Origin of the sequence: Granulicella sp. L60, from assembly GCF_009765825.1 — a bacterium.
Classification (GTDB): Bacteria; Acidobacteriota; Terriglobia; order Terriglobales; family Acidobacteriaceae; genus Edaphobacter.
Genome location: NZ_LMUR01000003.1, coordinates 268020 through 281733, shown reverse-complemented (window position 1 = coordinate 281733; position 13714 = coordinate 268020). Strand labels below are relative to the sequence as shown.

The 13714-nt window shown below is 53.2% G+C and carries 13 protein-coding genes; 8 read left to right on the top strand and 5 right to left on the bottom strand.

Annotated features, from left to right (window positions below; translation table 11 throughout):
• Positions 1-216: 216 nt before the first annotated feature.
• From GSQ82_RS01960 to GSQ82_RS01940, 5 genes are all read left to right on the top strand, one after another.
• Entirely contained in the window at positions 217-3162 is a 2946-nt protein-coding gene (locus GSQ82_RS01960) for a PAS domain-containing protein (RefSeq protein WP_158790321.1), read from the top strand.
• On the top strand, positions 3159-3788 hold the full coding sequence (locus tag GSQ82_RS01955) for a response regulator transcription factor (protein ID WP_158790320.1): 630 nt from the start codon (positions 3159-3161) through the stop codon (positions 3786-3788). The genes GSQ82_RS01960 and GSQ82_RS01955 overlap by 4 nt, the downstream gene beginning before the upstream one ends.
• 67 nt (positions 3789-3855) lie before the next feature.
• On the top strand, positions 3856-4236 hold the full coding sequence (locus GSQ82_RS01950; protein WP_158790319.1) for a response regulator: 381 nt from the start codon (positions 3856-3858) through the stop codon (positions 4234-4236).
• 4 nt (positions 4237-4240) lie between these two features.
• Positions 4241-4870 (top strand): RNA polymerase sigma factor, encoded by a 630-nt coding sequence (locus GSQ82_RS01945; RefSeq protein WP_158790318.1) that lies wholly within the window; start codon positions 4241-4243, stop codon positions 4868-4870.
• Positions 4871-4903: 33 nt separating this feature from the next.
• Positions 4904-5923 (top strand): LysR family transcriptional regulator, encoded by a 1020-nt coding sequence (locus GSQ82_RS01940; RefSeq protein WP_158790317.1) that lies wholly within the window; start codon positions 4904-4906, stop codon positions 5921-5923.
• Between the two features lie 165 nt (positions 5924-6088).
• On the opposite strand, the gene GSQ82_RS24845 is transcribed toward GSQ82_RS01940, so the two are convergent.
• Both GSQ82_RS24845 and GSQ82_RS24840 read right to left on the bottom strand, forming a co-directional pair.
• Positions 6089-6643, bottom strand: coding sequence for an FAD-dependent oxidoreductase (locus GSQ82_RS24845; protein ID WP_254061355.1), 555 nt, complete (start codon positions 6641-6643; stop codon positions 6089-6091).
• 145 nt (positions 6644-6788) lie between these two features.
• Positions 6789-7484 (bottom strand): FAD-dependent oxidoreductase, encoded by a 696-nt coding sequence (locus GSQ82_RS24840; protein WP_254061354.1) that lies wholly within the window; start codon positions 7482-7484, stop codon positions 6789-6791.
• Positions 7485-7929: 445 nt separating this feature from the next.
• Here GSQ82_RS24840 and GSQ82_RS01930 point away from each other — a divergent pair, with 445 nt between their 5' ends.
• The 3 genes from GSQ82_RS01930 (at position 7930) to GSQ82_RS01920 (ending at position 9731) form a co-directional block, all read left to right on the top strand.
• Positions 7930-8568 carry an isochorismatase family cysteine hydrolase gene (locus GSQ82_RS01930; RefSeq protein ID WP_158790316.1) on the top strand — a complete coding sequence of 213 codons (639 nt, stop codon included), beginning with the start codon at positions 7930-7932 and terminating at the stop codon, positions 8566-8568.
• Between the two features lie 155 nt (positions 8569-8723).
• Entirely contained in the window at positions 8724-9068 is a 345-nt protein-coding gene (locus tag GSQ82_RS01925; protein ID WP_158790315.1) for an EthD domain-containing protein, read from the top strand.
• Positions 9069-9344: 276 nt separating this feature from the next.
• The gene (locus tag GSQ82_RS01920; protein WP_158790314.1) at positions 9345-9731 is read left to right on the top strand and encodes a nuclear transport factor 2 family protein; all 387 of its coding nucleotides are present in this window, start codon (positions 9345-9347) and stop codon (positions 9729-9731) included.
• A 954-nt stretch (positions 9732-10685) separates the two neighbouring features.
• Here the strand turns inward: GSQ82_RS01920 and GSQ82_RS01915 are convergent.
• The 3 genes from GSQ82_RS01915 to GSQ82_RS01905 all read right to left on the bottom strand — a co-directional run bounded on the left by GSQ82_RS01915 (position 10686) and on the right by GSQ82_RS01905 (position 13714).
• Positions 10686-12179: a hypothetical protein gene (locus GSQ82_RS01915; RefSeq protein WP_158790313.1), complete on the bottom strand. Its 1494-nt coding sequence runs from the start codon at positions 12177-12179 to the stop codon at positions 10686-10688.
• Between the two features lie 210 nt (positions 12180-12389).
• Positions 12390-13325, bottom strand: a complete 936-nt coding sequence (locus GSQ82_RS01910) for a hypothetical protein (protein WP_158790312.1) — start codon at positions 13323-13325, stop codon at positions 12390-12392.
• The gene (locus GSQ82_RS01905) at positions 13322-13714 is read right to left on the bottom strand and encodes a hypothetical protein (protein WP_158790311.1); all 393 of its coding nucleotides are present in this window, start codon (positions 13712-13714) and stop codon (positions 13322-13324) included. Before GSQ82_RS01905 ends, GSQ82_RS01910 begins: the two co-directional genes overlap by 4 nt.

Sequence of the window (13714 nt, the reverse complement as noted above, 5' to 3'; positions counted from 1 at the left end):
TGCACGAATGCCCACTTTCGGACAATCCGTAAGTTGCATAATTCTGTCGTACGCTTATGTCTGCCCGGAGTGCCCGCTATGCATTTTTAGGTCGCGCACCGGGCAATTTGCCATCAATGAAAGACCTGGCTAATTCGACATCTCAGCCCCGGGGTGGTGTAGGATGTGTACACACCTCCCGAGCGTCAAAGTGTCAAGGCCCAGGATGGGCTCAAGATGAAAGGTACAATCACACTCCGACGCTATGGACTGGCCGTTATTTCCTGTGTGCTGGCCACAATGGCGGCGTTTTTCTTAGACGCACCCGCGTCCTGCTTTTGTTTCGCCATTATGGTGAGTAGCCTATATGGGGGCCGCGGCCCCGGACTGCTGTCTATAGGTCTTTCAGGCTTCATCTTTGACTATCTCTTCTTATCACCAAGATTCCACCTGGCCGCCGAATCAACGACCCAGCTCCGTCTTTTCGCACTTCTTGCAATAGGACTGGCTATAGCAATCCTGATCGAAGCTAAACGTCGGGTCGAAGACCGGCGAGTCCAAATTGCAGCGGAGCTGCAAAAGAGCCAATCCTTTCTTGAAGAAGCACAAAGAATCAGTCATGTTGGAAGCTTTGGGTGGACTCCCGTCACCAACAAACTATATTGGTCCGCGGAGACTCTTCGCATCGCCGGATACGATGTATCGGTTATCCCCACTCTCGAGCTGTTGTACGACCGGGTCCACCCAGAGGACAGGGACAAGGTCAAAGAAATCTTAGAGACCTCCTCTCAAATAGGAGCGGACCTCGATTTCGAACACCGATTCCAATTATTGGATGGCACAATCAGGTACATCCACGTCGTCGCCCATGCACATCGAGATGAGCACGGCCGTTTCCAATACATTGGAACCGTAATGGATGTCAGTCCAATAAGACAGTTTGACGCCTCCCTGCGCGCAAGTGAGTTCAATTTCAAATTGATGGTGGACAGCTTTCCTGGACAGGTATTTAGCTTGACCCCATCCGCGGAAGTTGAGCATGTCAATCAAGAATTTCTTGATTACTCTGGCAAGACGCTCGAAGAGTTGAGAGGTTGGAATCACAACGAACTTGTCCATCCGGACGACCGCGACCTCGTCGCTGCCGCTCAGCTGAGGACCTTAGAAACGGGAGAACCCTTCGATCTAGACCACCGATTGTGTCGTGACGATGGCGTTTATCGTTGGTTTAACGTACGAGGGATAGCGCTATCGGATAAAAATAGCGGCGTTTTGCGGTGCTACAACCTACTCACCGATATCGACGACCGGAAAAAAGCGGAAGAGAGCACACGTGCGCGAGAAAACACGTTTCGTCTAATCGTAGACAGCATTCCCGGACTTGTCTGCACCAATACGCCTACAGGCGAACTTGAGATAGTCAACCAACCACTGCTTGACTATACCGGTACGACTCTGGAGGTCTTGAGGACGAGCTGGCCTGCGCTCCTTCATCCCGAAGACCGGGACGGAATACTGGAGCTGTGGGGTGAGTCAGTGCGTACCGGTGGAACTCTCGACGTCGAGTTCCGTTTGCTTCGCGCAGACGGTGTCTACCGCTGGCTTCATGCTCGGGTACTTCCACATTACGATGTGGAAGGCAGGATCGTCCGTTCCTATGGACTCATTACCGACATTGAAGACCGTAAACGAGCAGAGCGAGCGCTGAAAGAAGCAGAGCTCCGCTATCGACTTGTAGCCAATAGCATTCCTGGACTTATATATACAACGACCGCCGCCGGCGAAATGCAGTTCGTCAACCAAAAGATGCAGGAGTTCCTGGGTGAACGGCTGGAGGCAATCACAGTCTGGACACCGTATCTGCACCCCGACGACGTCTCAAAGTTTACAGATTTATGGCGACATTCGGTGGAGACGGGAGATCCATTCGAGGCGGAATGCAGGGTGCGACGCGCGGACGGCATATACCGCTGGCTTGAGGTGCGTGGGACTCCCTTGCGAGATGCCGATCGACGTATCGTTCGTTGGTACAACCTCGCCTCAGATATTGAAGCTCGGAAGCGAATTGAGGAAGTGCTGCTTGAGAGCGAAGCAAATCTACACCTGACAATTAATGCGATTCCTGGATTTGTATGGTCGACCCGTATAGATGGCGAGCCCGAATTTTACAACCAACATTATCTTGATTATCTGGGCATCACTGCGGCTGAATTGCCAGATTTGGACTGGAGAACTGATGTCCACCCTGAGGACCTACCCACCCTTGGAGCAGTGTGGCAGTCCCTCAGGGCTTCTGGAAGTCCAGGCGAGTGCGAAACACGGCTGCGCAGATTTGATGGAGAGTATCGGTGGCTACTGTTCCGTGCCAACCCGTTTCGAGATGCAGCCGGGAATATTCTCAGGTGGTACGGGATAGCTATAGACATCGACGACCGAAAGCGGGCTGAAGAGGTACTACGCAATACTCAATCTCGCCTTTCGAGAGCCACTCAGATCGCAACCATTGGTGAACTGGCTGCTTCGATCGCACACGAGATTAACCAACCGCTGGCGGCTGTGGTCTCTAACGGTCACGCCTGTCTCCGTTGGCTTTCAGCCGATCCACCCAATATCTCGAAGGCATATGAAACCGCAGAGATGCTGGCGCTCAACGGTAAGGCCGCAAGCGAAGTAATACAACGATTACGATCCCTTTTTGTAAGAACTACCGAGATCCAGAGATCTGCAATCGACATAAACGATGTCATCAGCGAGGCTCTTCGTCTCATGCGGAGCGAGACCGCGAAGAGAAACGTCCTCGTCAAGACTGATTTGGATCCAGCTCTATCTTTTGCGCTGGGTGATCGCGTGCAACTACAGCAGGTGGTTTTCAACCTGCTTCTCAACGGAATTGAGGCGATGGATTCGGTGTCCGATCGCCCAAGAGAATTATTCGTCCGCTCTAAAGAGCATGACAGACGGAGCATTCTTGTTGAGATAAGTGATAGCGGTATTGGGATTGAAAGTCCCGAGAAAGTCTTCGAGGCCTTTTTCACCACAAAACCGAACGGCATGGGCATGGGGCTTACGATCTGCCGGTCAATCATAGAGGCCCACAATGGCAGGCTATGGGCGATGCCTGGGCAGCACCACGGGACAACTTTCTGCTTCACTCTTCCCGTCCAGACTGGTGGAACGGCATGAGTACAGACACACCAGTTGTACTTCTGGTCGACGACGATATGTACGTTCGTGAAGCCGTCTCCAATCTCCTCTCATCCATGGGATTTCAGGTGACTTCATTTGGCTCAGCGGAGGAGTTCCTGGATCACCCAAAGTCGGAAGCTCCAACCTGTCTCATCCTGGATCTCGAACTTCCTAATGTCAGTGGTCTCGAGCTACAACAGAAACTGGTATCTCAGGTTGCGCCTCCGATCATTTTCATTACCGCACACGGAGACGTTCCATCCTCTGTTCGAGCGATGAAGGCCGGTGCGATTGAGTTCTTGTCGAAGCCACTCGCGGAAAAGGAGCTGCTGAATGCGGTCGAGAACGGAATCGCTCTCAGTCGGAAAGCCCGGCAGGCCGCTGCTGAGCTTTCGATCCTGAAAAGGCGTTACAGCCTTCTCACACCTCGCGAGCACCAGGTCCTGCCGTTCGTGGTCGCTGGCCTGGCAAACAAAGTGACGGCTTCGACTCTTGGCACGAGTGAGATAACAATAGGGGTTTTGCGAGGCAGGATCATGCGCAAGATGGAGGCTCGATCGTTGGCCGAACTCGTCAGGATGTCCGACAAGCTTGGGGTGGTAAGAGCATCCGACAGCACGTAAATAAACCTATATATAGCTACCCCACTCTTTTGCGACTACGATCATGCGTAATCGAGGCACTCTGAGCTTGAGCATTCTTTCAAAACATCTTGTAGTTGGCGTTGACGACGACTACGGGGTCAGAGAGTCGGTTAAGAATCTGGTGGCGTCAGCTGGATATACACCAAAGGTTTTTTCTTCAGGAGAGGAGTTTCTTCAGGCCGGAATACTCGCAACAACCAGTTGCCTGATCTCCGACCTGCGGATGCCAGGAATGGACGGAATCGAACTGCAACGTCGCGTCAGACTGAGGCGGCCCGATCTACCCGTCATCTTTATATCGGCTCAATACGATGAGAAAAGTCGACAGCGGGCTCTTGAGGGAGGTGCCATTTGTTTCTTATGCAAACCCTTCGATGTGCTGCAGCTGCTTGAAACGATCTATAAAGCCGTGATGACTGGAGAGTAGAGCGATGAATCCATACCACCTAATGTTTAGTGATGTTGCCACACAGGAAGACCGTGGCGAGATGTCGGAGCAGCGGTTATTGTCTGCGGCGCAGATGGGCGATGAGCAGGCATTTCTTGAACTGTGCAGACGCAGCTCCAGACAGGTTTTTAGAACGATCAAACAAATAACCAAGAATGACCACGATTCCGAAGACGTGCTGCAGGAATCCCTGATGAAGGCATTTGTTCATCTGAATCGATTCGACGCACGCTCCAGCTTTAGTACGTGGCTCACGCGGATTGGAATCAACTCGGCTCTACTCCTTTTGCGCAAGAGGAAGAGGGGACAAGAGGTTCCCGTAGAGAGATCTCTCGACGGAGGTGACACCTGGGAAGATTGGGACATCCCCGACACATCGCTGGATCCTGAGGCCCAATACATGGCGTCCGAGCAAAGTGCCCGTCTCAGAAAGGCAATAAGCGGACTTCCGATAGCGCTCCGTTGCGTTGTCAAAACCGACCAATCCGAGGCTTACTCCATGAAAGAAATGGCGGATGCCGTTGGAATATCCGTGCCTGCAGCAAGGTCCCGCCTGGCGCGGGCGCGGGCAGCATTAGGCAAGTCACTCGTTTTGGCATCTCCGAAGTACTGATGATCGAAGTGCAATGGTCGGGACGTAGTTTCAGTGGGGGGAAAGATGAACCTATTCGATTTGGAATCATTTGTTGCAGTAGTCGATAGTGGCTCGGTGATGGCCGCGGCGGCACGTCTTCACCTGACACAGTCTGCGGTTACGCGTCGAGTTCAAAGCCTTGAGGATGCGCTGGGAGTCTCCCTGCTCGATCGGCAGATGCGCCCACTCCAACCCACAAGAGCGGGCCAAACGACCTATGATCTCGCAAAGCCGATCCTCGCTAATGTGATCAACCTCAAAGCGACGGTAGTTCATAACGATGAACCTTCTGGAGAGTTTTGTTTCGGTGTGGTTCGTGGCCTGGGAGACCTTGCGATCCTGGATCCTGTGAAGGCTCTCCGCACCCAGTTCCCTCACCTGCACCTTCATGCTTACGTACAGGGGACGAAGACGCTTTTGGAACGACTCCATAACAAAACGATTGACGCGGCCGCGTTGCTCTTTTCCCAGGGTACGGAACCGCCGACCAATCTCATCACCGAATATCTGGGCAAGCAATCCGGGATCGTGGTAGCCTCACATGCGCTGACTTACCCTGGTGAGTTGACTCTTCAGGACATCTCTACTGAATCCTGGATTGTGAACGCCGAGGATTGCGGCACTCGCCGCTCGCTGGAAGACGCTTTCAGCCGGAGGAACCTGGACCTCCGTATAGCAATTGAGGCCGATGGGAAGGATTTTCAACTCTCTATGGCCTCTCGAGGACTGGGTCTGGCGGTCATACCGCCTCAGGTCTACCAGACATCTCCATATCGAGACCAACTTCAAGTGCTACACATCAGCGACTTTTCTCCAGCACAAGACGTTTGGATCGCTCATTCGAAATATGCCGGACACCAGGAAAAGGCGGTCGAATGCCTTCGAAATGCCGTCCTGCAGTATCTCCGGAGGATGGAAGAGGCCGCTCAGGTGTTCGAAGAACACTCCGCGTTTGCGAACGCCGAAGAAGAGATCTCCGACGGTATCGGCAGCTCGACTCTTGTTGAGGCGGGATGTGGCGCCTCGGTCTGATTTCGAGCAGATCGCCACAGGGCTCAGCAGCGGCTAGTCCACCAGTAGTCGCCGGAGGTACGCTTCCTGCCGGCGACTGCTGGTGAAGACGATCTTCCATTCCAAACGCTGGCGTTGTCTCTGGATATCCCCCAGCTCTGAGCAGTTTCTAATTGCCATTCAAAATTATGTCGCTCTAACCGGGGACGCAGAAAACAGACTCTGCAGTCCCTCAGAGAACGTGGGATGAGCTATCGTCAACGCCCCGATAGCGGTATAGGGTAAACCAACACTCATCGCGAGTTGGACGGCCGGAAGAAGGTCTCCAGAGCCGACTCCAAAACCCGTGAAGCCAAGGATCCGGTCATCGTCGGAGATAAGAGCCTTGAGAAAACCGCGAGTCTCACCAAGTGTTCGAGTGCGCAAAACTGCGAGCATCGAAATCTTTGTCAATCGATATGGAATGCCCTGGCGTCTGGCTTCAGTTTCGTTAAGTCCAACCCGAGCCAATTCGGGATCTATGAAGGTGCAGGACGGAATCTGACGCCCGACGGTGGAGCGCTTCCCGCCCGCGAGGTTATCTCGCACGATGCGAAAATCGTCGAACGAAATATGTGTGAAGTGCGGCGATCCGGCGCAATCTCCCATTGCCCATACGCCTGGTGCCGAGGTCTCAAGACGCTCATTGACTCGAACGTGCCCGGATGAAGTCGTATTGATGCCGGCGAGTTCGAGGCCCATATTTTCGGTATTAGGTGTGCGGCCCGTCGCGATCAAAAGATGTGTGCCGAGGACCGTGCTCTCCGTCGGCCCCCTGCCTGAGATGAAGCGTAAGAGATTTGCCAGATAGACCTTCTACACGTGTAACTGTCGCGCCGCAAAGAACCTAGATACCTTCGTCCTGGAATAACTGCGCGATACCGTCAGAGACGTCGGGGTCTTCCCATTGCGCAAGGGCTTGGTTACGTTCGATGACAGTCACGCGAGCCCCGAAGCGGCGCATCGCCTGTGCGAACTCAAGACCTACGTGGCCCCCACCAAGAATCAGCAGGTGTTCGGGCACTGTCTCGAGTTCAAGAGCCTCGACATGGGTAAGGGGTTTGGATTCTATGAGGCCAGGAACGAGATCAATGGTCGCTCTTGATCCGGTATCGATAAAGATTTGGCTGGATCTCAGGGTACGAGTTCCACCTCCGTTGAGAGCCACCTGAACGGAGTCTTGTCCGACGAACCGTCCGAAACCCATGATGATCTCGGCGTGATTCTTTTCGGGGTTAGTGATATGGACTTTGCGGAGCCCATCGACCATCTGCTTCCGACGGCTGTTGATTTTGGCCATTTCAACTTTAAAATCGCCGTGCTCCAGGCCGAATTCATCACCCCGTCGAAAGTACGACACGACTTTGGCAGAATGAATGATGTTCTTGCTGGGCAGGCAAGCCACATTCGGACAGGCTCCTCCCAGCTGCTTGTCTTCAACAGTCGCGACGCGCTGACCTTTCAAGGCCAGATGCCAGGCCATATATTTGCCAGCTTCACCGCTACCGATAACAATAGCGTCGTATTCTTCCTGGATCGCCACGATACTTCTCCTTTATTGTGTGAGGCCAAGGTGTAAGCGAGCTACTAGCAGGTCTTGGGTCGTTCCGCTCACTTCTCTCTGGCTGATTAGATCAGGCATTAGCCGTGAATTATCAATACAATCTAGAGCTGCTTTTGATAAGCACCGGAATGGTATCGAAAAGAGATCGGCTGTGGGAGCCGCGGTTTCGACTTCATACGTGATGCGGAGGCGACGAAGCTCGCCCCAGTCTGAGACCTCAGTCCACAAGGCTCGAAGGCCTGCGTGGCAATCATGATTCACGATAAGCATAGACAATCAAAACTTCCCCAATACAGTATTGGCCAAAGCTACGGTAGGCGGCGCATGATCACTGCGGACCTGGAGCAAGAAACGCTTCTATTCCCAACCTCGGCCAGTGAGCAGCATCGCCATCACATTTACGCCAATCAAGGAGGAATTTACGATGAGCGCACCAGTATTTGAGAAAAACCTTACGGGCCTTCTAGTCGTTGATCCATACAACGACTTCATCTCGGAAGGGGGCATACTTTGGCCCATGGTCAAGGAGATAGCAGAAGCGGTCAATTGCGTGCCGAATATGCTTGCTACGCTTAAAGCGGCTCGTGCCGCAGGCATACCGGTATTCTTCGCGCCCCATCACCGGGACCGCGGTGCGGAGGACGAAAGCAACACCTGGAAGTACATCGCTCCGATTCAAACGTGGGGTCACGAAAAACATCTCTTTACAGCCGGCTCCTGGGGCGGGACGTTCCGCGATGAATTTACGCCGCTACCCGGCGAAATCATTGCTCAGGAACACTGGTGCTCCAGCGGCTTCGCCAACACCGATCTGGATCTCCAACTCAAGAGACATGGGGTTCACAAACTGATCGTAATTGGACTCCGTGCGAATACATGCATCGACTCGACAGTGCGCTTTGCTGTAGAGCTCGGATATGACGTAACCCTTGTGAAGAATGCGATCGCCACCTATCAATGGGAAGAGATGCGGATGACGCTGGAGATCAATCTTCCGCTTTATGCCAGCCACATCATTAGCGCCGCCGACACCATTGCGGCGCTTCAACTCACAGCCGCTTAGTCTTCGAGTTTTGCAAGCTTGTCGTTATGAAGTGCCGCTTCGTAATGATGAACAGCCCAAGAGACCGCGAGTTGTAGGGCTCTCCTTTGAGAATCGCGTTGTCTTCCATGGCATTGCTCAAGATTAACCACCACGATCGAGAAAGGAAACAAACAATGATTAAGCTAAGTATTCTGATGGTTCGTCGTAGCGACCTGACATATGAACAGTACATCGAGCACTGGCGCGACGTGCACGGTCCCCTGTTTGCTGCTCAGCCAGCGTCAAAGCAGTATGTTCGGAAGTACATCCAGAATCACGTCACGGGCGATACGTTGCCAGGAACAACGGCCTCGAAGTTCGACGGAATCGCTGAGATTTGGTTCGATGACATGGCCGGAGCGAAGGCATTTTTCGCCTCGGATACATACCGGCAGAATGTCATTCCTGATGAAGAAGCCTTCATGGATCGCAAGCGCTGTGAACTGCTGTTTACCCACGAACACAACGTTATGCCATAAACCCCGGAGCCGCGGCGCGATATGACGGTAGTGCGTTGTCATTTGATGACTGCATGATCTGATCTCTCGCGCCGCGGCGAACGGCGAATTGGCAAGAGAAGATATACAGCGGCGCTGCAGGCTAAATCTTTACGACCATTGTCATTCACAGATATTCGTCCGACACAGACCGCAGATTCAATCGACGCTTCCCCAACCGCCGCAATCCAATCCTTCAGGGGTGGTCTTTGTGGCCACCAGGCATAAGGACCTCGCGATACTGGCAGGAGAGCCAATATGACAACCGAGCAGAAAAGAGAACTGGCTATCGATTTCGCGACGGCACTAAAGGCGCGCAATACCGAATTGCTTCAATCCTTTGTAACCGAGGACGTTGTATGGAGTTTGCCTGGAACGAGTCTCATGTCCGGTGAGGTGCATGGCGTAGATGGAATCCTGATGCGGGCAGAGATACTCGATGCGTTTGAAGTGAATGTTCAGATCGAGCACATTGTGGTCGGCTACAAAGATGTAGGTTTTCTGTTGCACAATACTGGGCGCAAAGACGGGAGATTGTTGGACGAGCACCTCACAACGATCCTGACTCTCCGTGGTAACAAGATTCAACGCCTGGACACATTGCTCTCGGATGTTCCGATGCTCAACGCATACTTTGTGAAGTAAATCTGCCACCATGCGCTTCAGTCAAGTCGTTGGCGCTGTTGCTCGCAGGCCAAATCCTGGACGAAAACACTGAACACATCGCGGGCCCCTTGCTCGGCACGGAAAGCAGCAATCAACGCCTTAATCGGGTATTTGCTCCGAATTCTTTGTGATCAGATTCCTCTCTCGAAGTTTTTGATTCTTGACCAGGAGTTCTACGATCAATTGATGTAGCCGCGAGTTCTCAGACTCGAGCTCAGAGAGCCGATGTTTCATACACGGATTCTGGTCTGACGTGCACATATCTCGCTCCCTTAGACTGACTGTTTCGAATGAACATGGGGTAAGGCTCTTATCCATTCCTCTCTTACTTCTGTAGACCCGGCGTACATCTATGCTTTTGCTCTAATGCAAGAAGAGACATTTCATCTGTATCAGTTGCAATGCAGTAAGGCAGCGCATGCAAGTTGAGGTCAGTCCACCCCCGCGAGCACGGGTCCACGTGTGGCGAAATCGTGGAGGAAGCGTCGGTGGCTGGCCATAGCCAAGCGTTCATCGGATTTATTGCCGATTCCATCATTCTTTGCGGCAGGAACAGAGCATGGACGAGTGACAGGGGAACGAAGACGGCGGGATCCCATGTCATTGATCTATTGCACTCGTGCCTCTCTCCAGGTTCGGAAAGAAGGGAGAATCAAACTCTGCGGAACCGTACGACTTGTCCGAGCTCCGGCCGTCTTGTGTGTCCTGTTGAGTTACTGGCAACCCAAAAGGGAGTATGACAAAGACGACCCTACGTACCACTGACGCAATCTCTATACAACGATGCTCAGTCATCGATTCCCTACCTGTCCATTCAGACCATGATGACCGACTCACCATCGGGCTCATTACCGTAATAAGCAATATCGGTTGTCTCTGCGTTCTAAAATCAGCACTTGATCCACGAACCTCGAGTGCCGATTTCAGGCCGTGTCATCGAGTGCTGTTCACGAATTCTGCCGCATCATGCGAGAACTGAGTACGGACAGCATGATCGATATATGCTGCGTGCCCACCCGGATAACGGATGAACTTTATACGGGCACGCTCCGAGGCTGGAAGAAACAGGTGATCGATCGAGTATTCAGCGGCGGAGAACGGAGTCGACAGATCAAACTCTCCCGACGCAATCATGATTCGCAAGTCTGACTCCGCATGCAGGGAGTTAGCGATAAGACCTGCACGATCCGAGGAGCTGCGATTCCACAGCATAGCGGTCCAATCAGCATTAGGAGTCGCAGGTGAAGGCCATCGGCCTCCAAACGGTCCCGCGTACAGCATGTCACTCTTCCAGCCGAGGTCTGATCGAAGGTATGACGTGATACGCGCCTTTTCACCATTATCGAGACTCGGGTCCTGGGCCACAACGTAGCTCGCATCGGGACCTGGCATTATGCCAATCATCCGTGTGTCATAGTGCCCGACATACTTTGCTCCACCCGGCCCGAGAACTGCGACCGCGTACTGGTCGGGAGACAGTCGGAGGTTATGTTTAATCCATTCGTCTTTGGAAACCCCAGTATAACTCGCGAGGCGATCCGCGATTGCGGCCTTGTCTCGATCTAATAGGCGGTCACCTTGCGTCAAGGCAGTCAGGTAGGGCCCTTCAGACCACTCGCGGACCTCATCGATGGTCTGTTCCAGGTTGAGTGACAGCTTTCCAGCCAGTTTTTTTTGCGCGAAGGCGGTGGCCGCATAGCTGGGAAGCAGGAAAGCATGAGCGAGATCGGGGTTCGTCTCGAAATTCAAGATCGTCGACAGGAGAATAATTCCCTTCACCGGTATCTTTCGACGAATCAAAATATCTGTCACGCCCACGGCACGATACGTCCCATAGCTTTCGCCCACTAGAAAGATCGGCTGCTGCACTTGATAATGGGATAGATAAAGGCGGATAAATTCTGCCATGGCATCGGCGTCTCCCTCATCACTCAGAAATTCTTTCTGGTAATCAGCCGATGCTGCATAACTGTAGCCCGTATAGATCGGATCGACGAAGACAAGATCCGCAAATTTTAGCCAGGTATCTTCATTGTCCACGAGATTGGTTCCTGAGGGTGCGGGCGAGTTCAGACCTCTATCGGGAATTCGCTTCGGCCCCAATGCGCCCAACTGCAGCAGTGCTGCGTTCGAACCTGGCCCCCCGTTCCACACAAACATGATTGGCCGCTCTGGGTCAGACGGGCGGCGATCTACGGTATTGCTCACAAAAAACATTCGACCGTGCAATCGGCCCTGCTCGTCAAGCAAAGAGAGATACCCTGCGTGAGCTGTATAGTTGAGCGGTTCTCCGTGAATCGACACGGTGTGCCGAGTGGTGATCGGCTCATCAGCGGAGTCGGATCTGGTTTGAGCGACACCGGAAGCCGAGATCCCCAGGCCAATAAGGCAAACCAGCCCAAGCCATTCTGCCCAAGCCAAAGACATTCGTATCATTTTTCAATTCCTTCTCGGTGCTGGTCGAGGTTACGGAGAAAGTCTCCTACTGTCGACGCCCCTGCGACACCTTCGACAGCAGGAACCAACGCTCGACGCAGACCGCAGTAGTGCCACGTTGAGAGAGAGGTACAAAGATCGCATCAGCAGTCGGGTGCTCCGGCAATATGAGCCGGCCTCAGAGCATCCGCTGCTCTCGGTCTATGAAGCTCGTGATTTCTTGGAGGCTTTGACAAGGCTCTTGGCTGTCGCCTTTGCAATCTGATTCGTCACATCCAGACTCTCGCGCTCTCCCCTGACAGTTTTCTTAAGATCCTGCTCGATAACCACCTGACCACTCCTGTCCGTGATCCGCAGATGATACGTAAGCTGCGTCGTTCCAATAAATGCCCCCAAATAGGCTGCTGACGCTCTAACGACATTGTTTCCCTTTTTGAAGCCCCTGATCGTCACGTCCAATGTGTAGTTTGCACAATGCTGCTCCCTGGAGCCATATCGATACACATGCTCTAGATCCGCCTTCGTTTCGAGCGTTTGAACGAGGTGTTCATAAACCAAAGCCCTATATTCAGCAGGCAATGCCGGGTCGCCAGGCTTTATATCCGAGGTGATGGGATCTACGATCAGCGTCTTTCCAGCCGTTAGCTCAGAACTACATGATGGCTCCGGAAGGTGGGACGATGCATCTGCGGGAGTCTGAATCAGCGAAGTCAATTGCGACAAACCAAGGGATGCGTCCTTTACTGGCATACGAAAAACCATGCCATGGTAACCACCGTCATTGTCGCGGAATTCAATCGTGAATAAACCGATCTCACCGTTATAGATGGCTGAGGCAATTAAGCCTCCACCATACGGAATGAACATCTTCACGATACGAACAGGTTTGCCTCCTTTTTCGACCTGTTCATCCCCGTTGTACACAGCGGTGATCGAGGCAACAGGTGGGACCCAACGCACTGGGTTGGGGGAGGAGTCCGGCAAAAGCAGAAGGCGCAGTCCGCAAGGGCGTAGGATCAGCACCGAGCGGGTGTCCGAACATGAATAGGGGACGATACCGTCGGATCTTTTGAATACAACAGTGACGGCATTCCAGAGGAGTGCGACCTTCTTGTTGAAGATGAAGGCCTGGGTCACGCGGCTCTCCGTGGTTTCGGACTGGGTTTGCGCCGGCAGAGCACCTGGATACCGGCGAGGATATGGGCCATTGTCGTATTACGGCCGTAGAGAACCATGTCTGCGTAGCGGACGGGTGCCAGATCCCCAGCGCGATCTACCAGCAGAAGAGGCATCTGCGAACCACACTCCAGTAGCCGATGGATGAGCCTGCCGGCTGGATCGGCCTGTTGCGCGTGGATCAGAACGCCACAGACGAAGGGCGCTTCTCTGTCGTTCGCCAGGCGCGAAGCTTCTACGCTGTCACGGACAGCTACAACGTCATAGGGGTGCAGCTGCAATGCGAACAGGATGGTCGAGAGCAACTCGCGGTCAGCACAATAGAGCAGGATGGGCTTCTTCGGTCGCAT